At 74.6% G+C, this 23,591-nt stretch carries 20 protein-coding genes; 9 read left to right on the forward strand and 11 right to left on the reverse strand.

Annotation, left to right across the window (positions count from 1 at the left end):
• Positions 1-5 precede the first annotated feature (5 nt).
• Positions 6-1,637: an ATP-binding protein gene (locus OG594_RS14555; RefSeq protein WP_266598856.1), complete on the reverse strand. Its 1,632-nt coding sequence runs from the start codon at positions 1,635-1,637 to the stop codon at positions 6-8.
• A 69-nt stretch (positions 1,638-1,706) separates the two neighbouring features.
• Complete coding sequence (locus OG594_RS14560) at positions 1,707-1,901, reverse strand: hypothetical protein (RefSeq protein WP_007262923.1); 195 nt, start codon at positions 1,899-1,901, stop codon at positions 1,707-1,709.
• Positions 1,902-2,231: 330 nt separating this feature from the next.
• Between OG594_RS14560 and OG594_RS14565 the strand changes: the two genes are divergently transcribed.
• Positions 2,232-2,654, forward strand: coding sequence for an ankyrin repeat domain-containing protein (locus OG594_RS14565; RefSeq protein ID WP_266598858.1), 423 nt, complete (start codon positions 2,232-2,234; stop codon positions 2,652-2,654).
• A gap of 334 nt (positions 2,655-2,988) precedes the next feature.
• Positions 2,989-4,386, forward strand: coding sequence for a HEAT repeat domain-containing protein (locus OG594_RS14570; protein ID WP_266598860.1), 1,398 nt, complete (start codon positions 2,989-2,991; stop codon positions 4,384-4,386).
• 71 nt (positions 4,387-4,457) lie between these two features.
• Here OG594_RS14570 and OG594_RS14575 read toward each other — a convergent pair whose 3' ends face one another.
• From OG594_RS14575 to OG594_RS14595, 5 genes are all read right to left on the reverse strand, one after another.
• Positions 4,458-5,468, reverse strand: coding sequence for a hypothetical protein (locus OG594_RS14575; protein WP_266598862.1), 1,011 nt, complete (start codon positions 5,466-5,468; stop codon positions 4,458-4,460).
• On the reverse strand, positions 5,465-6,043 hold the full coding sequence (locus OG594_RS14580) for an RNA polymerase sigma factor (RefSeq protein WP_266598864.1): 579 nt from the start codon (positions 6,041-6,043) through the stop codon (positions 5,465-5,467). The genes OG594_RS14575 and OG594_RS14580 overlap by 4 nt, the downstream gene beginning before the upstream one ends.
• A 74-nt stretch (positions 6,044-6,117) precedes the next feature.
• Positions 6,118-6,987 carry a biotin-dependent carboxyltransferase family protein gene (locus OG594_RS14585; RefSeq protein WP_266598866.1) on the reverse strand — a complete coding sequence of 290 codons (870 nt, stop codon included), beginning with the start codon at positions 6,985-6,987 and terminating at the stop codon, positions 6,118-6,120.
• Positions 6,980-7,603, reverse strand: a complete 624-nt coding sequence (locus tag OG594_RS14590) for an allophanate hydrolase subunit 1 (RefSeq protein ID WP_266598868.1) — start codon at positions 7,601-7,603, stop codon at positions 6,980-6,982. The genes OG594_RS14585 and OG594_RS14590 overlap by 8 nt, the downstream gene beginning before the upstream one ends.
• Complete coding sequence (locus OG594_RS14595; RefSeq protein WP_266598870.1) at positions 7,600-8,394, reverse strand: LamB/YcsF family protein; 795 nt, start codon at positions 8,392-8,394, stop codon at positions 7,600-7,602. The genes OG594_RS14590 and OG594_RS14595 overlap by 4 nt, the downstream gene beginning before the upstream one ends.
• 99 nt (positions 8,395-8,493) lie before the next feature.
• Here OG594_RS14595 and OG594_RS14600 point away from each other — a divergent pair, with 99 nt between their 5' ends.
• The 3 genes from OG594_RS14600 (at position 8,494) to OG594_RS14610 (ending at position 16,013) form a co-directional block, all read left to right on the forward strand.
• Positions 8,494-9,999, forward strand: a complete 1,506-nt coding sequence (locus OG594_RS14600; protein WP_266598872.1) for a hypothetical protein — start codon at positions 8,494-8,496, stop codon at positions 9,997-9,999.
• Positions 10,000-10,288: 289 nt separating this feature from the next.
• Complete coding sequence (locus OG594_RS14605; RefSeq protein ID WP_266598874.1) at positions 10,289-11,191, forward strand: hypothetical protein; 903 nt, start codon at positions 10,289-10,291, stop codon at positions 11,189-11,191.
• Positions 11,192-11,264: 73 nt separating this feature from the next.
• Complete coding sequence (locus OG594_RS14610; RefSeq protein WP_266598876.1) at positions 11,265-16,013, forward strand: hypothetical protein; 4,749 nt, start codon at positions 11,265-11,267, stop codon at positions 16,011-16,013.
• Between the two features lie 60 nt (positions 16,014-16,073).
• Here the strand turns inward: OG594_RS14610 and OG594_RS14615 are convergent, their stop codons facing one another.
• Positions 16,074-16,532 carry a hypothetical protein gene (locus OG594_RS14615; protein ID WP_266598878.1) on the reverse strand — a complete coding sequence of 153 codons (459 nt, stop codon included), beginning with the start codon at positions 16,530-16,532 and terminating at the stop codon, positions 16,074-16,076.
• 426 nt (positions 16,533-16,958) lie between these two features.
• On the opposite strand from OG594_RS14615, the gene OG594_RS14620 reads away from it, so the two are divergent.
• Genes OG594_RS14620 through OG594_RS14635 form a run of 4 tightly spaced genes read left to right on the forward strand, consistent with a single transcriptional unit; the run spans position 16,959 to position 21,309 of the window.
• A complete protein-coding gene (locus tag OG594_RS14620) occupies positions 16,959-19,790 on the forward strand; it encodes a nitrate- and nitrite sensing domain-containing protein (RefSeq protein ID WP_266598880.1) in 2,832 nt (943 codons plus the stop codon).
• The gene (locus tag OG594_RS14625; protein ID WP_030964627.1) at positions 19,787-20,224 is read left to right on the forward strand and encodes a roadblock/LC7 domain-containing protein; all 438 of its coding nucleotides are present in this window, start codon (positions 19,787-19,789) and stop codon (positions 20,222-20,224) included. The genes OG594_RS14620 and OG594_RS14625 overlap by 4 nt, the downstream gene beginning before the upstream one ends.
• Positions 20,225-20,234: 10 nt before the next feature.
• Positions 20,235-20,702, forward strand: coding sequence for a DUF742 domain-containing protein (locus OG594_RS14630; protein WP_030016312.1), 468 nt, complete (start codon positions 20,235-20,237; stop codon positions 20,700-20,702).
• Positions 20,683-21,309: an ATP/GTP-binding protein gene (locus OG594_RS14635; RefSeq protein ID WP_030016310.1), complete on the forward strand. Its 627-nt coding sequence runs from the start codon at positions 20,683-20,685 to the stop codon at positions 21,307-21,309. Before OG594_RS14630 ends, OG594_RS14635 begins: the two co-directional genes overlap by 20 nt.
• Before the next feature lie 144 nt (positions 21,310-21,453).
• Here the strand turns inward: OG594_RS14635 and OG594_RS14640 are convergent, their stop codons facing one another.
• Genes OG594_RS14640 through OG594_RS14650 form a run of 3 tightly spaced genes read right to left on the reverse strand, consistent with a single transcriptional unit; the run spans position 21,454 to position 23,565 of the window.
• Positions 21,454-22,644, reverse strand: a complete 1,191-nt coding sequence (locus tag OG594_RS14640; protein WP_266598884.1) for a lipid-transfer protein — start codon at positions 22,642-22,644, stop codon at positions 21,454-21,456.
• Positions 22,641-23,162, reverse strand: a complete 522-nt coding sequence (locus OG594_RS14645; RefSeq protein WP_266598886.1) for a Zn-ribbon domain-containing OB-fold protein — start codon at positions 23,160-23,162, stop codon at positions 22,641-22,643. Before OG594_RS14645 ends, OG594_RS14640 begins: the two co-directional genes overlap by 4 nt.
• Positions 23,163-23,196: 34 nt before the next feature.
• Positions 23,197-23,565: a DUF962 domain-containing protein gene (locus tag OG594_RS14650; protein ID WP_266598888.1), complete on the reverse strand. Its 369-nt coding sequence runs from the start codon at positions 23,563-23,565 to the stop codon at positions 23,197-23,199.
• Between the last annotated feature and the right edge of the window lie 26 nt (positions 23,566-23,591).

Below are 23,591 nucleotides of genomic sequence, written 5' to 3' on the forward strand. Positions count from 1 at the left end.
CCGGCCTACGAAGCCTCGGCCGGCACCTCCGGAAGCTCCGGGGCGTCCGGAGCCGGGCCCTGCGCCGGCGGCTGCCCCTGGAGCGGCTCGTCCAGCGTGCTCCGGTCCCGCCCACCGCCCCCGCCGGGCGCGGGCCGGCCCGGCAGCAGCTCCAGCACGGCCTGGCGGTACGCCGGGTGTGCTGCCTCGTCGTAGGGGTCCGGGGTGGCGGGCACCTGGAGCCGGTGCACGGGCCCGGTGCCGAGCCGGGCGTACCCGCGCCCCGGCGGCACCTGTGCCGTCGGGGTGGTGTGCGGCGGCAGCCCCAGTACGTCGGCGACCTGCTGGACCGCGGCGGGCCCGAGCACGACGCGGGCGCGGGTGTGCTGCCAGACCGCGTCGGTCAGCAGTTCCAGGTGCCCGAACTGCTCGACCACCACCACGGTGACGTGCGCGGGCCGGCCGTGCCGCAACGGCACCTGTAGCTGGGCCAGCGGGTCGGGGCCGCCCCCGGCGATGGCGAGGTGGGCGAGCACGCTCGGCCGGTCCAGCAGGATCCACAGGGGTCGTCGGGTGTCCTCGGGCGCGGGCCGTCCGACCTCCCGGGCCCGGTGGGTGGCGATGAGCCGCCGTTCGGTCTCCTGCGCGGCCCATTCCAGCGTGGCCTGCGCCCCGACCGGCCCGCATTCCACGGCGAGGACGCCTCTCCGGCCGGAGAGGCAGGAGTACTCGCCGCTGCCGCCGCCGTCGACGATCAGTACGTCGCCCCCGTGGCGCAGGGCCTGTAGGGCGACGGAGCGCAGCAGGGTGGAGGTGCCGCTGCCGGGCTGGCCGACGGCCAGCAGGTGGGGTTCGGTGGAGCGGGGCCCGGTGCGCCAGATCACCGGCGGTACGTCCCGGGGCTCGTCGCCTTCCAGGACGGGCAGGGTGCGGTGCACGCCGCCGGCGTCGGTGAAGCCGAGCACGGTCTCGCCGGGGGAGGTGACGAACGACTGGGCGGCGATGCCCGTCGGCAGCGCCGCCAGCACCCTCATGTCGAGCTGGTTGCCCTCCTCGTCCCAGTCGAAGAGGTACTCCCGTTCGCGCCCGGACTTGGCGTGCAGCAGGGCCTCGATCCGGGCCCGTGAGGTGGCCTCGCCGTCGGTGAAGTAGGCCGGGTAGCGGATGCGGAGCCGGGTGATGCGGCCCGCCGTGTCGAACTCGTAGCCACTGAAGGCCTTGTCCCAGTCCCCGCCGTGGGCGAAGAGCGGACTCGGGTCTTCGGGGAGGGAGAAGTAGGGCACGAGGGCTTCGTAGAGGGAGCCGAGCCGTTCGGTCTCGGCATCGCTCGGTCCGGTCTTCGCCGGGGTGCGGTCGCGTCCGTGCCAGGCCGCCGCCGCCATCAGGGTGATCAGGGTGAGGAGGGGGCCGTAGGGGACGAGTGCGACCACGAGGACGCAGGCGGCTCCCAGGAACAGCGCGGGACCACGCTTGTCCTTGGGGGTCTGCGACCACCGGCGCCGCCCGGCCGCGGCCAGGATGCGCAGGCCGCGTCCGATCACGAGGAGCGGATGGATGACGTCCGTGGCATTGTCGGCGGCCGTGCGAGCGAGGTCGCGGCCCCGGGTCAGCGACGTGGTGCCGCTGCTGAGGATGCGGGGAAGTGGGCGCCGGGCCACGGGCGTCTCCTGGAGTTGTGGGTGTGACGGTGTTCCGGGTGCTGCTGGTGTCGCTGCGTGACGGCCGGGCTACAGCTTGATCCCGCCGAGCAGGCTCGCGAGGCTCGCCGTGCTCGCCGTGATGCTCGGGGCGATGGCGGAGCCGGCGAGGAAGAAGCCGAAGAGCGCGCAGACGAACGCGTGCGTCAGCTTCATCCCGTCCTTCTTGAAGAAGAGGAAGCAGATGATGCCGAGCAGGACCACGCCTGAGATGGACAGGACCATGAGTTCTTCTCCTGGTTGGTGGGGACAGTCACCATCAGTTGTTCCAGGCTCACAGGAAGTATCAATGCGACAAAAGGTGCGTATGGGTGAATTCGCGGGTTTTTCACTTGACCGGCCCTGTCCGGCCGGCATGCCCGGCGCGTAGGGAGTCGATGGTGATCATTGCCTCGGCCCGACCCGGACATGTGCAGGCCAGGGCGCTACTCTGACGATTCACCCGTACGGACGCAGCGCCGTGCACCCCCCTGCCCGCCCGGCCCCCGACCGGGTCTTCGACGTCGTGACGGGCGGGCGGACCATGTCAGCAACGAGTGAAAGGCGGTACGGACCATGAGCGAGCGCGCAGCCGGGGCCTCCGGTTCCCAGGACGTCCCCGACGAGGACGTCATCGAGCTGGCCACCAAGATCTTCGACCTCGCCCGCCAGGGTGAGACCGAGGCGCTCACCGCCTACCTGGACGCCGGGGTCCCGGCGAACCTCACCAACGACCGCGGCGACACCCTGGTCATGCTCGCCGCCTACCACGGCCACGCCGACGCCGTGTCGGCCCTACTGGCCCGCGGCGCCGAGGCCGACCGCGCCAACGACCGCGGCCAGACCCCGCTCGCCGGCGCCGTCTTCAAGGGCGAAGGGGCCGTCATCCGCGCCCTGCTCGCCGGCGGGGCCGACCCGAAGGCCGGAACGCCCTCCGCCGTGGACACGGCGCGCATGTTCGCCAAGGCCGACCTGCTGGAACTTTTCGGAGCCGAGTAGTCCGGTTTTGCCTGGGATCTGGCCGGGCCCGGACACATCCCGACCTCACAGGTTGGTCACGGCGGCCATAAATGTGGTCGCGGCGCACAAACCGGCTGGGTCATCATGGCGTCGGATTCGATTCGCGAGCACGGGGGACGGGCAGAAGCGGGCGAGACACGAAGCGTGATCCGGCCGGCCCGGCCTCCATGGTCACGAAGCACCGACGAGAGTGAGAAGAAGGCAATGGTCTACATCGAGCGGAACATGACGGCGGACGTCCTCACATGCTGTTACGCGGCCCTGTGAATCCCGATTCCCGGTTGCGTCCCCAGCTTGATTTGAGGCCATTCCCATGTTCGAACCAGTCATAGCACCGAGCGGTACCCTGCTCGGTCTCCTTCAGCGAGGCCGTGGCGACGGCACGCTGCACGCACTCGCGGCACCCAGGGCGGAGGCCCTCGAGGCCCTCAACCAGTGCGTGCTCCGCGACCCGCGCCAGGACTGGCAGGTCGAGAACCGCTCCTTGTACTACGCCCGGTTGTACCTGGACCTCGCCGGTCCACTGGGCGAGATCGAGGCCCACCTCTTCAGCGCCGACGACCTCGTCGACGAAGAGGACCACCGCACGGGCCTCGCCCTGTCCGTCCTGGGCCACCTGGCCTCCTACGGCCGCGACGACGCGCTCATGCTGCTGCGCCGCTACGCGGCCTCCGGGGCGAACTGGGCCTGGGCGCTCGACGAGCTGGCCCTGCGCGACGACGACGAAGGCCTGCGGTCCCTGGCCCCGGCCGTCCTCGCCCGCTTCCCCGCCACGGCGGAGGGCGAGGCGCGGCTGGCCGCCGCCGTCCGCGACGCCTACGAGCCCCGTCCGTGGTGCCTGTGGGAGGAGACCCCGCAGTACGGGGAGCGCCTGGGCGCCGCCCGTCAGCAGGGCTCCTTCGACCGCTGGCAGCGCCAGATGACCCCGAGCGGCCCCCGGCCCGGCTGGGGCGTCCAGGCCGTCTTCGACTGGGCCGCCGACGGACTGCGCCGCGGTACCCCGCTGCACGTCCCCGCGGCCCGCTGCCTCGCCGCCGTGGCCCAGCCCGAGGACCGCTCCGCCATCCTCGCGGCCGCCGCCGGCGCCGACGGCGAGGCCGCCCGGGCCACCGCCCTGCACCACCTGGTCCTCGCCGAGCCGGAGAACCCGGCCGTGCTGGACCTCATCGAAGCCGCCGCCGACGAGCCCGCCGTGGCCGCCTACGAGCGCATGTGCGGCCCCGAGGCCGTCGAACGGGCCCGACGCTGGGTCCACCGCCCCGACGCGCTCGGCGAGGCCGCCGCGGCCATCCTGGCCGCCCGCGGCGGAGCCGAGGACGCGGGCCTGGTGCTGGGCGCCCTGCGCTCCACCGTGCGCGGCGCGGGCCCGGACACCCGGCGCCTGTTCGCCCTGGTGGACGGCGCTGGCCGGCTCGCCGTCGGCTGCGCGGCCCCCGTGCTGCGCCACATCTACCGCGAGACCGCCTCGTCCCACCTGCGCGGCCGGGCCGCCCGGGCCCTGGCCAGCACCGACCCCACCTTCGCTGCGGGCTTCGCCGTCGAATGCCTGTGGGACTGCGAGGAGACCACCCGCGAGGTGGCGGCCCGCCACGCCGAGACGGCCGACGCCCGCGTGGCGCCCCGGCTGCGCCGCCTGGCCGCCGACCCGGCGGAGGAGGAGGACGTCCAGTCGGCCGTCCGCAGCCGCATCGCCCCGGAGTCCGCCGTGTAGTAGGTCGCGGACGCGCGGACGCCCCGGCCTGAGGAAGGCCGGGGCGTCCGGGGTTCATCGCGAAGAGGTCGTCACCCGCCCGCCGGGTAGTCGATCTCGCAGGCGGTGACCTCGGACGTCTTCTGCACGCCGTACCCGACCGTGGCGCCGGGGTCCGACCCGCTCAACGGCTTCTTGAAGACGAGGGTGTACCCCGGAGGGACCGTCTTGGAGTTGATCCTCAGCGTGCCCTCCTCCCGCCCCCGGGTCAGTTCGGCCTCGGGGTCGGCCTGCCGACCCCGGTACCCGCGGCCCAGGTGTGTGCACTCCGACGGGGGCTTCAGCTCGGTGAGCGCGACGCTGACCCCCTGTTCCCGCAGGCTCCGGACCACCTCTGGCAGATCTGCGAGCTTGGGCTCGGGGATCTCGATGGTCCTGCCGGGATCCTTCGGGGGCTCGGAGCGCGCCTTCAGTGCTTCCTCCAGGCCTTCCGAGTAGTCGAGCGTGCAGGACGGGACCTTGGCCGTCTCGACCACGTTGAAGCTGAACCCCCGATCGCCCAGCGGGTAGTGCTCCGCCCACGCGAACGCGAGCGCGTAGCCCGGCGGGACCGTCTTCGCGTTGACCTTGAGGAACAACCCGTCATCGCCGCGCTGCACGATCACGGCCTCGGGGTCGTCCATCGGATTGAAGCCCGCGACCCCGCCGTAGAGCTCGGAGCTGCACTCGGACAGCGGCCGCTTAGGGACCAGCGCGACCTGGACCCCCAGTTCCTTGAGCCGGTCTGCCAGGGCCGGGACCTGCCCCTGCTCGGGCACCTTGAACCGGAGCGAGCCGTCCGGGTCCTTCTTGACCTCGGGCGCGTCCGCGGCCGAAGGGCTCGGCGAGCCGCTGGGACCGACCGACGGCAGCGAGCCGCTGCGGGTACTGCCGGGCAGGGCCATCACGGCGACGACGACGGCCGTGGCGATGCCCACCGCGAGCGGGATGCCGTAGCGGCGGGTCAGGGAACGGGCGGGAGCCGGGGCCGGGGCCTCCTGCGGGAGACGGGCCAGCAGCGCCGCCTTGAGCCGGTCCTCGAACCCGCTGGGCCTGGTGCTCATCGGGCTGCCTCCAACTGCGTTTCGGTGACGGCGGCGGTTGCGGTCCCGCGCAGCGCGCGGCGGGCCCGGTGGAGGCGGACGCGGACGGTCGCCTGGGTGACGCCGAGGGCCTGGGCGGCCTCGGCCGGGGTGAGTTCGTCGATGACCACGAGGTCGAGGGCCGCGCGCAGCGGCTCGGAAAGGGCGGCGTGACGCTCCGCCAGGGCTCTGAAGGCCCGCTGGGCGTCGATCCGTTCCTCCAGGGCCGCGACGTCCTCGTCCTCCAGGAGGCGTCGCCCGCTCAGCCGCGCCAGGGCGCCGCTCTCGCGGGCGAGCCCGCGGGCGTGGCCCGACAGGACGTTGCGGGCTATCCCGAACAACCAGGCAACCGGCGCCCCCTTGTTGGGCCGGTAGCCGGAGGCCGAGCCCATCGCCGCGAGGAAGATGTCCGCGGTCAGGTCCGCCGCCAGGTGCGGGTCGGCGACCCGGCGGGTGACGAACCCGAGCACGGCGTCGATGTGCTCCTCGTAGAACGCGCCGAATCCCTCGTGCGTGGTGAGATCCGGTGGCCCGGTCTTCTGTCCTGGGCTTCGCACCCTGGTTCCTCCCCTGCGTCGGGGACCCGGTCGGCCCCCTCACTCCGTACTTGGCCGAAGCCTCCTCGAACGTTTCATCGGGACCTCACGAACCGGACCGGGATCCCCGGCCGGGCCTGCGCCGCCGCGTCCAGGGCCGGGCCCGGCGGGACCACGCCCACCACCGGATAGCCGCCCGTCACCGGGTGATCGGCCAGGAACACCACCGGCAGCCCGTCCGGCGGCACCTGGACCGCGCCCAGCACCATGCCCTCGCTCGGCAGCTCGCCGGTCCGGGCGCGGACCAGCGCGGGGCCCGCCTCCGTGCGCAGCCCGATCCGGTTCGACCTCGCCGACACCCGGAACGCCGACCGCCACAGACCGGCCAGCGAGGCCCCCGTGAACCAGTCCGCCCGCGGCCCCAGCCGCAGCGGGAGCAGCAGCTCCGAAGGCGGCCCGGGCAGGCCGCAGGCATCCGCCCCGGGGGCCGGATCCGGGCCCGGCGGGCCCACCGGCAGCAGCATCCCGGCCGACAGGACCGGCGGCCCCAGCCCGGACAGCAGGTCCGTGGAGCGACTGCCCAGGACCGGCGGGCCGACCAGTCCTCCCCGCACCGCGACGTAGCCGCGCACTCCCGACTCCGCCCGGCCCACCTCCAGCTCCGCCCCGGCCGGGAGCCGGACCGGCGCCCCCCAGGCCACCGGGCGACCGCAGACCCGTACCGGACAGGGCGCGCCCGTGACCGCCACGGTGGTCGCAGCCAGGGCCCGCAGCCCGACCCCGTCCAGGGTCGTCTCCAGCGCCGCCGCGTCCGGCGCGTTGCCGACGAGCCGGTTGGCCAGCGCGTACGCCGCCGTGTCGAGGGCTCCCGAGCGCGGGACCCCCAGGTGCGCGTACCCCGGGCGGCCCCGGTCCTGGACCGTCGTCAGCGCCCCCGGCCGCACCACCAGCAGCCCCTCAGCCACGGCCGTCCTCCTGCGTGAACCGCACGCGGACCCCGGGCGCGAAGAGCGCCGCCGGTTCCCGCTCCGGGTCCCAGAGCACCGCGTCCGTGGAGCCGATCAGCTGCCAGCCGCCGGGGGAGGAGCGCGGGTAGACCCCCGCGTACTCCCCGGCCAGCGCCAGCGAGCCCGCCGGGACGGCCGTACGGGGCGTCCCGCGGCGGGGGACGTGGAACCGCTCCGGCAGCCCCGTCAGGTAGCCGAAGCCCGGCGCGAAACCGCAGAAGGCCACCCGGAAGACGGCCCTGCCGACGATCCCCGGGACCTCCCGCGGGGCGACCCCCCACAGCCGGGCCACCTCCGCCAGGTCCGGGCCGTCGTACCGCACCGGAACGGTGACCTGCGGCCCCTGCGTCGGCGCGAGCGGCGGCACCTCCCACCGCGCGATCCGGGCACCGAGCGCCGCCGGGTCCCGTACGCCGTCCAGCAGCACGGTCCGCGCGGCCGGCACGAGGTCCCGTACGGGCCCCAGCTCGCCCGCGTCCCGGCGGCGCAGCAGCTCGGCGTGGAGCGCGGCGACCTCGTCCGCCGAGTCCAGCTCGATCAGCAGCGCCCCACCACCCACCACGAGGGTCCTCACGCGAAGGCCTCCACCCGGACCCCGGCCGCGCCCAGCGCCTCCCGGACCCGGCGGGCGAGCCCGGCCGCCCCCGGGGTGTCCCCGTGCAGGCACAGCGAGCGCGCGGCCACCCGGACCCGGGACCCGTCGGCCGCCGTCACCACCCCCTCGGCCGCCATCCGGACGGCCCGCGCGACGACCGCGTCCGGGTCGTGCAGCACGGCGTCCGGCTCGCCGCGCGGGACCAGCGTCCCGGCCGGCGTATACGCGCGGTCGGCGAAGGCCTCCGGTACGGGAGCCAGGCCGGCCTCCCCGGCGGCGGCGAGCAGCAGCGACCCGGGCAGCCCCAGCACCGGCAGGCCCCCGGTGGCACCGGACCCGGCCGCCAGCCGGACGCCCGCGACGACGGCGGCGGCCTGGCCCGCGTCGTGCACGGTGCGGTTGTAGAGCGCGCCGTGCGGTTTCACGTACGACACCCGGGAGCCGGCCGCCCGCGCGAACACCTCCAGCGCCCCGATCTGGTAGGCCACCTCGTCGGCGAGCTCGCCCGGCGGCACGTCCATGGAGCGCCGCCCGAAGCCGGCCAGATCGCGGTAGGACACCTGCGCGCCGATCCGCACGCCCCGCTCCGCGGCCCGTTCGCAGACCCGGCGCATGATGGACGGGTCACCGGCGTGGAAGCCGCAGGCCACATTGGCGCTCGTGACGACGGAGAGCAGGGCCTCGTCGTCGGTGAGCGTCCAGCGCCCGAAGCCCTCGCCGAGGTCGGCGTTGAGGTCGATCACGCGAGCGGATGCGATCATGGAATCCATGCGCCGAGCGTAGAGCAGGCGGCCGGAGCGGATGCCGGGACGATCCGGCCGAACCATGCCGTTTGGGATGTTGTCAGCAACAGGACCTAGTCTTTGTCCGTGACTCTCCCTGCCCCGGCGAAGACCCTTCCGTCCCCGGCGCCGGGCCCGGCCGCCGACGAGGGCCTGGCCCGGCGGCTGCGCGCCCTCGCCTGCACCGCCCCGCTGCACGACCTCGACGTCCGCAAGGCCAATCTGGCCGGCGAGTACGGGGTCTACGCGATGGCGGAGGTCGCGCTGGCCGCGATCGACCTGATCACGCTCAACATGGACTTCGACACGGGCGCCGACCACGAGCAGATAGTGGCCAGGCTGCTGCCGCGCGTCGCGGCCCAGGCCCCCGCCCGCCCGGCGGCCGAGCACGAGCGGGTGGCCCGCTGGGTGCTGGAGAACCTGATCAACGTCGGCAGCGTGGACCGCGGCTTCCGCGCGATCTACGGCACCTTCGGCCCCGACGGCGTCTACGTGCGCCGGGACTACGACTTCAAGCTGATCGAAGAGGTCCCCGGCTACGGCGGCGTGGTCTACCTGCGCACCACCGACGAGGCCGTCAACGTCCTCGTCGGCGCCCTCGACACGGACGTCACCAGCGCCCAGATCGCCGCCGAGGTCAAGCTGGAGGTGCTGATCAGCCGCGGCCGGCTGGCCGACGCCCAGCTCGCCGCCGAGCAGGCCCGCTACCGGACGGTCCAGTACGCCGAGACCCTGCGGCGCACGCTGGACGCGACGCGCCGCAACGTCCGGGCGGTGGACTGGCTGCAGGCCGTGCCCGACATGATCGCCGAGGCCCTGGACCACGTCGCCGACCGCTACCGGCACGAGAACGCGATCCTGACCAACATCCGCAAGGCGCGCGACGAGGCGGAGGAGCCGGAGAACAAGCGGCGCGCGGCCGAGCTCGTCGACATCGTCAAGGACTGCATCCGCCGCCACACCCAGCTCCAGTCCCGGCTGCTGGACGCCGGCCCGCTCTTCCGCGCCGAACAGGACCGCCAGGCCTTCGCCGCCCCGGCGCCCCGCTCCGGCATCGACCTGTACGGCCAGCTCGTCGCCCCGCTGCTGCCGCTCCCCCTGGAGCAGGCGAGCCGGGTGACCACCGCCTTCTTCGCCTCCGGCGCCGGCCTGCGCACGCCCGTCTCGGTGCGGGTGGCCGACCTGGTCGAGATCCTGCTGACCCCGCCCGTCGAGCGCGAGCACCTCGGCGCGGAGATGCCCGAGCCGGACCTCATCGCCACCCCGGACGACAGCCGCTTCAGCGAGGAGCAGCTCGCCGCCGCGATGGAGCTCCTCGACCTCCCGCACGACGCCCCGCGCCGGCTGTCCGGGCTCCTCGCGGAGGCCCGCCGCAGCGATCCGGAACTGCCGTACTTGGTGGCCCTGCTGGCCGTCCACGCGGCGAGCCCGGCCGTCGGCACCGCCTATCGGCAGGGGGAGGAGCGGCTCCTCTTCGCGGTGGACGACGGCACGCAGCTCGACGACCACGAATTCGGCGGCGCCGACCTCATCGTCGGCACCGCCCTCTTGGACGCCGCCGGCATGGCCGCCGACCGCGCGGAGGCCTCGTGACCCTGCACGCGGCTGGCCCGCCGTGCCAGGCCCGTTCAGTCTCGGCTCGGCCAAATCAAGCCCCGCCGGCGTTTGAGGCGCGGGGTCTGGGGCGGGGCCCCAGGAAACCCGGCTCCGCCGGGCACCGGGCTCTGCCCGAACCCTCGCCTCAAATGCCGGCGAGGCTGGATGCGCGCTGCGCCCCCGGCCTCGGGAAGGGGCAGAGCCCGCCCCCCGCCGACGCAGCCGCACCGCCGCACGGCACCACCAGTACCGCCCGAACCACCCGCACCGCCGAGGAGACCCACCCGTGAGCGACCACCACGCCGAGCACCCCGCGTGGAGCGAGCCCGACGCGCCGGCGGCTCCCGCCGTGCCCGTCGGCACCGCCGCGGTGACCCCCGCCGACGCCGCCGACGCGGCCCGGCTCGTCGCCTTCGGGCTGCAGCCCAAGCTGCTCCCCGCCCGGGACGCCGAGTACGCGGAGCTGCTCCGCCGCTACCGCGAGGACCCCGCCTTCGGCCGGCTCGCCGACGCCGTGGCCACCGGCCTCGGCCTCGTGGTCCTGGAAGTGTCCCCGCGGGCCGGCATGGCCGTGGCCGCCGGCGAGGACTCCGTCTTCGCCGTCCGGATGGGCGACTACGCCCGCCGCACCGCCGCCGACTCCGCCGACCGCTTCCTGCACGGCCTCGCGCACCTCGCCGTGGCAGCCCTGGCCTTCCCGCGCCCCGAAGACCTCGCCGACGACGGCTACATCGGCCGCATCACCGTCAACGGCGTCGACGCCTTCGTCCGGCAGACCTGCCGCCGCCTGGAGGAGCGCGCCGAGGAGCTCGGCGAGAACACCGACCCGGCCTCCGACGCCCCCGGCCTGGAGGCCGCCTGGCGCGTCTACGCCCGCCGCAGTGCGACCGGCGCCACCAAGGACGCCCGCCGCCTCGCGGGCTCGACCACCGGCATCGTCGGCAAGGCGGCCGCCTTCCTCACCGACTCCGGGTTCCTCCAGCGCACCGGTGACGAGGCCGGAGGCACCTACCGCACCACCCCCCGCTACCAGCTCCAGGTCCGTGACATGGCGGGCAGCGCGGCGATGGCCGAGCTCCTGGAGCTCGGCGTGGTGTCCGTCAGCGACGGCTGCGCCACCCTGCTGCCGCCGCCCGAGGGCGACGACCTGGAACTCGCCGCCGACGCCGGGCTCCCGTTCCACGCCTGAGACCCCGGGCCCGCGGCCCGCGCCCGATCCCCGTACGTCCCGCCTCACCCAGACACCACGAGAGTCCGCCGCCATGTACGAGCTGTCCCGGATCCGCCTCTACTCCATCGGGCCCGCCGGTGCGCGCTACGCCGACACCGTGCTCGACCTGCGCGGAGTCGGCGAGCCGGTGCCCCACCCGGCGCCGACCCAGGCGGAGTTCTTCGAGGACGAGCCCACCGGGCCGCCGCGCCGGCCCGCGCCCGCCGGTGTGCTCTTCCTGGAGAACGGCGGCGGCAAGTCCGTCCTCCTCAAGCTGATCTTCTCGGTGATGCTCCCCGGCCACCGCAACACCCTCGGCGGCGCCAGCTCCGGCGTCCTGCGCAAGTTCCTGCTCGCCGACGACTGCGGCCACGTCGCCCTGGAGTGGCAGCACACCCAGACCGGCGAGTGCGTGGTCGTCGGCAAGGTCAGCGAATGGCGCGGCCGCCAGGTCTCCAACGACCCGCGCAAGTTCGCCGAAGCCTGGTACTCCTTCCGTCCCGGCCCCGGCCTGAGCCTCGACAGCCTGCCCGTCGCCGAAGCCACCTCCGTGCGCCCGCCCGTCGAAGGCGCCTCCGGCGCCCAGGGCCGCCGCCGCACGATGAAGGGCTTCCGCGACTCCCTCACCGAGGCGGGCAAGGCGTACCCGCACCTGGAGGTGTACTTCGAGGAGATCCACGACCGCTGGAACGAACACCTCACCGAACTCGGCCTCGACCCCGAACTCTTCCGCTACCAGCGCGAGATGAACGCGGACGAGGGCGAGGCGGCCGGCCTCTTCGCGGTCAAGAAGGACTCCGACTTCACCGACCTCCTGCTGCGCGCCGTCACCGACACCCGCGACACGGAGGGTCTCGCCGACCTCGTCCACGGCTTCGGCAACAAGCTCGGCCGCCGCGCCGAACTCATGGCCGAACGGGACTTCACCGCGGGCTCGGTGGACCTGCTCACCCGCATCGTCGAGGCCGCCGGGGCCCGCTCCCGGCTGCGCGACGTGCACGCGGGCGCGGAACGCCGTACGCGCACCCTCGCCCGGCGGCTGTCCGCCCGCGCCGCCCAGGAGCGCGGCCGGGCCGCCGACCTGGCCCAGCGGGTCACCGGCGCCGCCCACCAGGTCACCGCCGCCGAGTCCGCGCGCACCCGCAGCGCCGCCGTCTCCGCCGAACTCGCCTACCGGCACGCCTCGCTGGCCCTGACCGTCGCCGACAAGGCCGCCGCGGCCCAGCGCCGCGAACTCCTCGAGGCCCGGACGCTGCACTCCGCGTGGCAGGCCGCCGAGAACGTGCTGCGCCACCGGGCCGCCGCCGACCGCTCCGCCCGCGTCGCCGCCGCGATCCTGGAGGCCGAGCGGGACGCCGCCCCGGCACTGGCCGCCCGTGCCACGGCCGCCGGCGAGCTCGTCCGGGCCCTGCACACCGCCGCCGAGCACGGCGAGCGGCTCGCCAACGAGGAGGAGGAGCGTTCCGCCGCCCTCCAGGCCACCGGCGAGGCCGCCCACCGCGACGCCACCGCCGCCGCCACGGCCGCCCAGCGGGCCCGCAGCGAGGCCGAGCACCTGCGATCGCGGCTGGCCGAGGTCCAGCAGGAGACCGCCGAGGCCGTCCGCGCCGGCTGGCTCGACGACACCGCCCCCGACGCCGACCCGGCCCGCGCGGCCCTCGCCGCCACCGACGCCGAGAAGACCGCCGTGGCCGCCTGGGACGAGTCCCGGGAGGCCGCCCGCACCGCCGCCGAGGCCGCCCGCGAGGCCGCCGCCACGGAGTCCCGCGCCGAGCTCACCGCCGCCCGCGCGGCGGACGCCGCCGACGCGGCCGAGGCCGCCCACGACGCGGAGCACCGGGCCGCGGCCTCCCTCGCCACCGCCCCGCGCCTGGCCGAGCTGCTGGGGCTCCCGGCGGTGCCCGCTTCCTTCCTTCCCCACCCGCGCACGCAGAGCGGGACCTCCGGCGCCTTCGCGGGATCCGGCGCGCAGGCCGCGTCGGCGGGGGCTGCGCACCCCGTGCACGGCTCCGGCGGACCCGGTCCGGCGGCCCAGGCGGGGCCCGCCGGCCGCCCCGACGCAGTCGGAGCCGGCGGGCTCACGGTCGCCGACCTCGACCGGAACGCCGACGACCTCCGCCAACTGCTCACCGACGGAGTCGCGGCCGCCGAGCGCCAGCTCTTCGAGCTGCGCACCGCGGCCGCCGACGACGCCCGCATCCTCGGCGCCCTCGGCGACGGCGGCCTGCTGCCGCCCGGCCCGGACGTCCTGGCCACCGTCGAGTACCTCGGCGAGCACGGCATTCCCGCCCTCCCCGGCTGGCGCTACCTCGCCCAGTCCGTGGACCCCGCCGACCACGCCGCCGTCCTCGCCGCCCGCCCCGAACTCGTCGACGGCGTCGTCATCACCGACCCCGACACCCACGGCCGGGCCCGCGAGGTGCTCTCCGGCGCCGCCCTGCTGCCCCGCTCCACCGTTGCCGTCGGCACGGCCGCCGCCCTGCTGGCCCCGCTGCCGCCGGCCGGCGACGACGCCGACTCCGGGGTGTTCCTCGTACCGCCGAACCCGGCCATGCACGACGAGCACGCCGCCGACGAGGAGCGCCAGGCGCTGCGCGCCCGCGCCGCCGCCCGCGACACCGAGATCCGCGACCTCGCCGCCCGCCTCGGCGGTGACCGCGAGCTCGCCGCCCGCCTCGGCTCCTGGCGCACCGGCTGCCCGCCCGGCCGCCTCACCGAGCTCGCGGAGGCGGCCGCCGCCGCCCGGATGTTCGCCGAGGAGACCGACGCCGAGCTCGCGGAGGCCCGTACCGCACGCGCCGAGGCCGACGAGGCCGCCGCCGATGCGGCCCGCGTCCGCGAGGAGCGCCAGGACACCGCCCAGCGCGCCCGCCGCGTCGCCGACGCCCTCGCCGGGCTCGCCTTCCGGCTGCGCGAGCGCGCCGGCTGGCAGGCCAAGCTCCGCGAACTCGCCGACGACGCCGCCGAGTCCGAGGCCCGCGCCGAGCTCTGCTTGGACCGGGCCCGCGCCGCCGACGAGGACCGGCGTGCCGCCCAGCGCGCCGCCGACGACGCCCGCCGCACCGCCCGCGCCCTGCGCGCCGAACGCGCCGAGATCGCCGGCGCCCCCGACCAGCTGCCCGACAACGACGGTGACGGCCCCCGGGCGCCGCTGCCCGACCTGCGCGAGGCCTACCGCGCCGCCTCCCAGCTCTACGAGAAGGTCGGCGTCGGCGCCGACCTGCGCGCCGAACAGGCCCGCGCCGAGAGCGACGAGAGCGCCGCCCTGGCCGAGCTCGACCGCCTCACCAACAAGGTCCGTACCCGGGCCGCCCAGCTCCTCGAAGGCACCGACGGCGCCGACGGCCCCTCCCGGCAGGCCGCGGCCGCCCGCGCCGAGTCCCTCGTACAGATGCTGGAGACCCGCGCGTCCACCGCCAGCGAGCAGCTCGGCCGACTGCGCGGCGAGGCGGAACGGCACGCTCCCACCGAGGGGGAGGCGCACACCGAACTCCCCGAGGAGCTCGTCCCCGAGGACGTCGAGCAGGCCCAGGCCCTGCTGCGCACGGCCACCGCCCAGCTCGCCGCCCACACCGCGGCCGTGGAGAGCGCCCGGGCCGCCCACGCGGACCTGCTGCGCGCCCACCGCACCGCCGAGGACGGCGCCGGCGGCTTCGACGAGACCGCGGCGCTGCTCCGGGACCTGCTGCGCGACCACACCCACCAGGACGACGAGCAGGAGCCGGTGCCCCATGCGGGCACCCTGGAGGAGGCCCGCCAGTCCGCCACCGAGGCCCGCCGCTCCCTGCGCGGCTGCGCGGGCGAGCTCTCGGCCGCCGAGTCCGCGGTGCGCGAGGCGAGCGACATCCTGGTCCGGCACGCCAACGCCACCCGCTACGAGCAGGTACGCACCCCCGCGCGCCAGCAGATCCGCGAACTGCCCGCCTCCGCCCTGCCCGAGCACGCGGCGGCCTGGGCCGCGGCCTTCGCACCCCGGCTGCGCGTCCTCACCGACGAACTGGCCCAGCTGGAGCGCAACCGCGACAGCATCGTCGACCGCCTGCGCGGCCTCGTCGAATCGGCCCTGGCCACGCTCCGCTCCGCGCAGCGGCTCTCGCAGCTCCCGGAGGGACTCGGCGAATGGTCGGGCCAGGAGTTCCTGCGGATCCGCTTCGAGGAGCCGGACCAGGCCACGCTCACGGAGCGGCTCGGCGAGGTCATCGACGAGGCGACCCGCGCGGCCGTGAAGAAGAACAGCAGCGCCTCCTTCGGTGAGGGCCGCCGTGACGGCATGTCCCTGCTGCTGAGGGGCGTCCAGGCGGCCCTGGAGCCCAAGGGCATCTCCGTGGAGATCCTCAAGCCGGACGCGGTGCTGCGCGCCGAGCGGGTGCCGGTGGGGCAGATGGGCGACGTGTTCTCCGGCGGGCAGCTGCTGACCGCCGCGATCGCCCTGTACTGCACGATGGCGGCGCTGCGCAGCAACGACCGCGGCCGCGACAAGCACCGGCACGCGGGCACGCTGTTCCTGGACAACCCGATCGGCCGCGCCAACGCCACGTACCTGCTGGAGCTCCAGCGGGCCGTCTCCGACGCGCTGGGCGTCCAGCTGCTCTACACGACCGGCCTGTTCGACACCACGGCCCTCGCCGAGTTCCCGCTGGTGATCCGCCTGCGCAACGACGCGGACCTGCGGGCGGGCCTGAAGTACATCAGCGTCGAGGAACACCTGCGCCCGGGCCTGCCGCAGCAGTCCGCCGAGGCGGAGACCATCCACGGCGAGATCACGGCGACCCGTATGTTCCGGCGCAGCGGCGTTTCCTGACGCGCCACGTTTCCTGACGTGCGGCGTTTCCTGACGCGTGGCGATGCCGGCGCGAGGGCGTCAGCGCGTGGAATAGCGGCCGGAAGCCGCCAGAGGGCCCTCCTCGCGGGGTATTCGGCCCGCGGCGGCCTTCCGTGCCTCCCGGGCCGCCCGGGAGGCACGCCGGGCCTCCCGGCGGCGGCTGCGTGCCGTGCTGCTCGGCTCCGACAGGACCCCGTACCGCTGGTTCCAGGTCTGCCGGGTGATCCACACGTCCAGCACGCCCCAGGTGGCGACGATCGTTCCCGCGATCGCGCCGAGCCCCATCGGGAGGGCCAGCCAGGACCCGCTCAGGGTCAGGAAGAACGTGATCGTCGCCTGCGTCAGGGTCACGGCCACGATCAGCACCGCCCGTACCGCGGAGGTCCGTACCGAATCCGGCATCCGGCGCCGCCGGGCCGGCTCCTCGACCCATAGTCCCCGCCCGGCCCCGCCGGCCCCCAGGCCCGCACGCGCGCCGCCGCCCTCGTCACTGCTCATGGTCCGCTCACTCCCCACCGCGCGGTCCGTCATACCTGCTCGTCCTGCCTACTTGCCACGTCTGCCCACCACGTCCGCCTCCCACGTCCGTTCCGACGCGCCCCCTCGAACAGACAGACGTTCGGCGGCGCCGAGAGATTCCCGGATCGCGGATGCCCCTGCCCGGCCGGAACGATCGCGGAACGAACAATTCCAGCCATCCATCTGGTTGCGGGAACTGACGCCCCACCAAGTGTCATCTGCCACATATCGGGCCGCTGTTGACCGGAAGTGTCGGACAACTGGTGATCTTCCTCCCGGGGGCAGGCCGAAAACGTCCGGACACGCCTTCGAAGCTGCCCTCCAGCAGTAGTAGGCTCACGCCGTTTAAATGACGGAACACCGACCCCCGGCAACGGGGTTGACCTGGGGGAGGCTGGGGAGGCCATGCGCTTTCGCGGGAAGTCCATCCGCCGGAAGATCGTGGCGTTGCTCCTTGTGCCGCTCGTCTCCCTGACCGCCCTCTGGGGCTTCGCGACAGTCATCACCGGCCGTGAGGCCATCCAACTCTTCGACGTGGCCTACATCATCGACAAGGTCGGCTACCCCGTCGAAGACGTCGTCCGCGTCATCCAGAAGGAACGGCGCCAGACCCTGGTCGTCCTCGGCGACCCCCGGGCCGCCACCGCCACGGCCGAACTCACCAAGCGCCGCGCCGAAACCGACCTGGCCGTCGAGCAGATCAGCGTCAGCGCCCGCGACGCCAAGGTCATCGACGAGCTGAGCCCGCAGAGCGCCCAGCGCCTGCACTCGATCGTCGCCGCCTTCCAGGGCATCGGCACCATGCGCCGCTCCGTCGACCAGAACGCCCTGGACCCCACGCAGGCCCTCGACCTCTACAACCGACTGGTCGACCCCTGCTACGACTTCCTCATGAACCTCCACGGCCTGGACAACGTGGAGGTGGACAAGGAAGGCCGCGCCCTCGTCGGCATCAGCCGCGCCCGCGAACTGCTCTCCCGCGAAGACGCCGTCATCGCCTCGGCCCTCGCCGCGCGCAACGTCACCGCCCCCGACGTCCGCCACGTCTCCGACTTCGTCGCCAAGCGCACCCTGCTCTACGAGTTCAACCTCGTCACCCTCCCCGCCGAGGACCGGGAGCGCTTCGAGAAGTACTGGAAGGACCCCGAGACCCAGCCCCTGCGCGACGCCGAGGAACGCTTCATCGTCGGCGGCGCCGTCAACAAGCCGCGCAGCGTCACCGCCGCCCAGTGGGACGAGGCCTCCACCAAGGTCCTCGAAGACCTGGCCGACATGAACACCGACGCCGGCAACCGCTACCAAGAGCGCATCGAGCCCGTCGCCACGGACGTCATGGTCCAGGCCGCCGCCGCCGGCGTCCTCGGCTTCCTCGCCCTGACCGTGTCGCTGGTGCTGTCCGTACGCATCGGCCGCGACCTCGTCCGCGACCTGTCCCGGCTGCGCAAGGAGGCCCACGAGGCCTCCGGCGTCCGACTGCCCAGCGTGATGCGCCGACTCGCCGCGGGCGAGCACGTGGACGTGGAGACCGAGTCGCCGCAGCTCGAATACGAGAAGGACGAGGTCGGCCAGGTCGGCCAGGCCCTCAACACCCTCCAGCGCGCCGCCGTCGAGGCCGCCGTCAAGCAGGCCGACCTGCGCCGCGGCGTCTCCGAGGTGTTCGTCAACCTGGCCCGCCGCAACCAGGTGCTGCTGCACCGCCAGCTGACCCTCCTCGACACGATGGAACGCCGTACCGAGGACACCGAGGAACTGGCCGACCTCTTCCGCCTCGACCACATGACCACCCGCATGCGCCGGCACGCCGAGGGCCTCGTGATCCTCTCCGGCGCCGCGCCCTCCCGCCAGTGGCGCAAGCCCGTCCAGCTGATGGACGTCGTACGCGCCGCCGTCGCCGAGGTCGAGGACTACGAGCGCATCGAGGTGCGCCGGCTCACGCGCCTGGGCATCGTCGGCCCGGCCGTCGCCGACGTCACCCACCTCATCGCCGAACTCCTGGAGAACGCGACCGTGTTCTCGCCGCCGCACACCGCGGTCCAGGTGCACGGCGAGCGCGTCGCCAACGGCTTCACCCTGGAGATCCACGACCGCGGCCTCGGCATGACCCCGGAAGCGCTGCTCGACGCGAACCTCCGGCTCGCCGAGACCCCCGAGTTCGAGCTCTCCGACACCGACCGCCTCGGCCTGTTCGTCGTCAGCCGCCTCGCGCAGCGCCACAGCGTCAAGGTCGTCCTCCAGCCCAGCCCGTACGGGGGCACCACCGCGGTGCTCTTCCTCCCCGCGGCCCTGCTGACCGAGGCACCCGAGACCAACGGCGCGGGCGCGCGGTTCGACGGCGCCCGCGCCGCAGCCAAGCCCCTCAGGTCCGACAAGGCCGGCCACCTCGGCCGCGCCGGGTCCGAGCGGCCCGCGGCCGCCGCCATGGAGCGCTCGGCCTCCGGCCGCCCGCTGCCCGTCGCCGAACTGCGCGGCCCGGTCGAGCTGGAGGCGCCGCTCCCGGTCGGCGGGCTGGACCGGCTGGACGGCCTCGACGACCCCGCCGCGCTCGACGGCGCCCCCACGGCGATCACGAGCCGCACCGGCGCCGCCGGCCGCCCCGTCATGGCCACGCTCGACGACGAGACCCCGCCGAACGGCATCCCGCGCAGCGCCCTGCTGGGCCTGCGCCCGGCGGACCGGCCGCACACCGACCGGCACGCGGACCGCGGCATCTCCCGCAAGGGCGACCGCGACCGCGAACCGCACGCGCCCACCGGCCCGGTCCGGCTGGACGCCCAGCGCGTGGAGACCCCGCGTCCGGACGGCACCCGCTCCCAGGGCGCCGTACCGCTGCCGCGCCGCCGTCCGACCCCGACGCTCGTAGCCGAGCACGGCCGCCGGGTGGAGCCCCGCCCGGTGTCCGTGGTCCCACAGCCCGCTCCGGTCTCCGCCGCCGGATCCGATCCCGGATCCGATGGCGGGGCCGTCGCACCCGGCCCCGGCATCGGTGGGCTGCCCCGCCGGGTCCGCCAGGCCAGCCTGGCGCCCCAGCTCAAGAAGTCCCCGTCCGCCGCCCCCGCCGAAGCCGCCCCCGACCAGGTGGCCGACCGGGACGCGGAAGACGTACGCACGCGCATGTCCGCACTCCAGCGTGGCTGGACGGCGGGCCGCAACCAGCACGCACAGCAGAAGTCCGAGACCGAGGCGGGCACATCCGCCGCCGGCGGTCCCGCGAACGAGAACGAAGGGGACGGTCGATGACCGCACCGCAGACCGGCAACGACAGCAGGGGCCGCGGCTCCGGCCCGCTCAACTGGCTCCTCGACGAGCTCGTCGACCGGGTCGGCTCCATCCGCAAGGCGGTGGTCCTTTCCGGCGACGGCCTGCCCACCGGCAGCTCCAAGGACCTGACCCGCGAGGACAGCGAGCACCTGGCGGCGGTCGCCTCCGGCTTCCACAGCCTGGCCAAGGGTGTCGGCCGGCACTTCGACTCCGGCCGGGTCCGCCAGACCGTGGTCGAGCTCGACGAAGCCTTCCTCTTCGTCATGGCCGCGGGCGACGGCAGCTGCCTGGCCGTCCTGGCCGACGCCGACTCCGACGTCGGCCAGGTGGCGTACGAGATGACGCTGATGGTCAAGCGCGTCGGCGACCACCTGGCGACCGCCCCGCGCACCGGGCTGCCAGCCGGAGGGTGAGTCGTAAGGCATGAGCGATTCAGGCCAGGACCACCCCACCGGCATTCCCGGCGGTTTCACCGTCGACCCGCCCTACTCCGACCCCGACCACCTGGACCCCGACCACGCGCACTGGTTCGACGACGACGCGGGGCCCGTCGTCCGCCCGTACGCCATGACCCGCGGCCGGACCAGCCATGCGGGTCAGCACCGACTCGACCTGATCGCGCTCGTCGTCGCCGAACCGGCGGCCGACGATCCGGTCTGGGACATGACCCTCTCCCCGGAACACGCCCACATCCTCGGGCTGTGCCGGGGCCGACCGCAGTCCGTCGCCGAACTCGCGGCCGATCTCGACCTCGCGGTCGGGGTCGTCCGCGTCCTGATCGGCGACCTGGTCGACGAGGAACTGGTCCACGTGACCAGGCCGGTACCGCCGGCCGAACTGCCCGATGAATCCATTCTGCGTGAGGTGATCGATGGCCTTCGGGCGCTTTAGCCGCACCGGTGCCATGCACGCGGTGTCGCCGGTCGAGCCGCTGACCTTGAAGATCCTGGTCGCGGGCGGCTTCGGGGTGGGCAAGACCACCCTGGTCAGCGCGGTGAGCGAAATCAGACCGCTGCGCACCGAGGAACGGCTCTCCGAGCCGGGCGTCGGTGTCGACGACACCGGGGGAGTGGAGGGCAAGAGCACCACCACCGTGGCCATGGACTTCGGGCGCATCACGCTCCGCGAGGACCTGGTGCTGTACCTGTTCGGCACCCCCGGACAGGACCGCTTCTGGTTCCTGTGGGACGAGCTCGCCCAGGGGTCGCTCGGCGCCGTCGTCCTCGCGGACACCCGCCGCCTCGCCGACTGCTTCGCCGCCATCGACTACTTCGAGCGGCGCGCGATCCCGTTCGTCGTCGCGGTCAACTGCTTCGACGGCGCCGACCGGCACCCCGTGGTGACCGTACGGACGGCACTGGACCTCGATCCCGGGGTACCGGTCCTCCTGTGCGACGCACGGGACCGGGAATCCGTGAAGGACGTGCTGGTGGGGGTCGTGGAACACGCGATGTCCCTGGCGCGCGAGCGGCGCCGGAGCCTCTCGGCGGGCGCCTGACGCGAGGGCGGCCCGTACCCCCGCCGACTGGGGTACGGGCCGCAGCTCTCACGGGGGAGCGGGGTCCCGGTCGTGGCGCGGGACTGTGGAGCGAGTGTGAACCTGCCGCCGGGAGCCGTCAAGCATGCGGACAACACCAGCAGTTCAGCGCACGGCGACGACGGCAGACCCGTGCCCGAACAGCCCCTGGTTCGCCGTGATCCCGGCCCGCGCACCGGGCACCTGCCGCGCCCCGGCCGCACCGCGCAACTGCCAGGTCAGCTCACACACCTGCGCGATCGCCTGCGCCGGCACCGCCTCCCCGAAGGAAGCGAGCCCGCCACTGGTGTTGACCGGGATCCGGCCACCCAGCGCCGTCGCCCCCTCCCGTACGAGCTTCGCCCCCTCACCCTCCCCGCACAGCCCGATGTCCTCGTACCACTCCAGCTCCAGGGCGGTGGACAGGTCGTACACCTCGGCCAGGGAGAGGTCGTCCGGGCCGAGCCCCGCCTCCTCGTAGGCGGCGCGCGCGATCGAGGACCTGAAGGACCCGGCCGCCGGCGCCACCGCCACCGCCGAGTCGGTGGCGATGTCCGGCAGGTCCAGCACCGTCCGCGGATAGGTGGGCGTCACCGTCGAGACCGCCCGGATCCGCACCGGATCGGCCACGCCGCGCGCACGGGCGAAGTCCATGCTGGTGAGCACCAGGGCCGCACCCCCGTCGGAGGTGGCGCAGATGTCGAGCAGCCGGAGCGGATCGGCGACCACCGCCGAGGCCGCGACCTCCTCGGCGGTGACCTCCTTGCGGTAGCGGGCGTGCGGATTGAGCAGCCCGGCCGCCGCGTTCTTCACCTTGACCTGGGCGAAGTCCTCGAGGGTGTCCCCGTGGAGAGCCATCCGGCGCCGGGCGTAGAGCGCGAAGTAGGCCGGGTTGGTGGCGCCGAGCACGCGGAACCGCAGCCAGTCCGGATCGTCGGGCCGGTCGCCGCCGGCCGGCGCGAAGAACCCCTTGGGCGCGGCGTCCGCGCCCACCACGAGCACCACGTCGGCCAGGCCGGCCAGGATCTGCGCGCGGGCGGTTCCGATGGCCTGGGCGCCGGACGCGCAGGCCGCGTACACGCTGGTGACCCGGGCGCCCTGCCAGCCGAGCGCCCGGGCGAAGGTGGCGCCCGCCACGTAGCCCGGGTAGCCGGAGCGTACGGTGTCCGCGCCGACGATCGACTGCACCTGCGTCCAGTCCAGTCCGGCGTCGGCCAGCGCCGCCCGCGCGGCGGCCCGCCCGTATTCGACGAAACTGCGGCCCCATTTGCCCCAAGGGTGCATACCGGCCCCGAGGACGGCGATGTCGGCGCTCACTCGGTGCCTCCCACCGGCCGGAACTGCCAGGTGGTCCAGACGGTCCCGGAGTCCCCGGTGGTCCCGCCGGTCTCGGAGGCCCCGGAGGTCCCGCCGGTCCCGGAAGTCCCGGCGTCCTCGTTCAGCACGCCCCTGACCACCTCGACCTCCATCCCGACCGCGAGATCGGCGACCCCCACTCCGGGCGCGGCCTGCCCCAGGACCACCATCCCCTCGGCCTCCAGTTCCACCGCGACCAGCGTGTACGGCTCCCAGGGCGCGGCCGGGTCGGACACGTACGGCGCGGGCGGCCGGTAGCGCCCGTCGGTGTAGGACCAGACCCGGCCCCGCGGGGACAGCGGCACCTCGGCGAGCTCGCCGCCGCCGGGGCAGCGCGGATTGCGGCAGTACGCGTCCTCGCGCGGGAAGAACACCGCGGTACAGGCCGAGCACCGGGTACCGAGCAGCCGGAAGCCGCCGCCGTCCGGTGCGTCCTCGGTGAACCACCCGCTCACGACGGGTGTGCGTGTGCGTGCCACGATGCCCCTCCCTGGTCAGCAATCTGACGGATCGTCAGGAGTCTGCCACGGGCGGACCGCCCTGACACGGGTTCTCGGCGAGCCACTTCTGCGCGATCTCGCCCAGCTCCGCGTCGCGCCCGGCCAGCATCATCCGGATCATCTGCGCGTCCCCGCGCAGCGACCATCCGGGATGGCCGAAGGTGGCCGGGTTGTTGCCCTCGATCAGGAAGTGCGCGGGCCAGGCGGTCCCGTACCCGATCAGGGGGAGGGCGGCGAGGTAACGCCCGCGGCCGCGCGCCAGCCCGTAGGCGGTCACGGCCAGACCGGTCAGGGTGCCCGTGAGATGGATCCAGCGGGTGGCGGCGCGCGAGTGCATCGCGACGTAGTAGGGCCAGAATTCCTCGTACGAGGTGAAGGTCATGCGGGCACGGTACTCACGGCCGCACC

Origin of the sequence: Streptomyces sp. NBC_01214 (genome assembly GCF_026340975.1) — a bacterium.
In the GTDB taxonomy this organism is placed as follows: domain Bacteria; phylum Actinomycetota; class Actinomycetes; order Streptomycetales; family Streptomycetaceae; genus Streptomyces.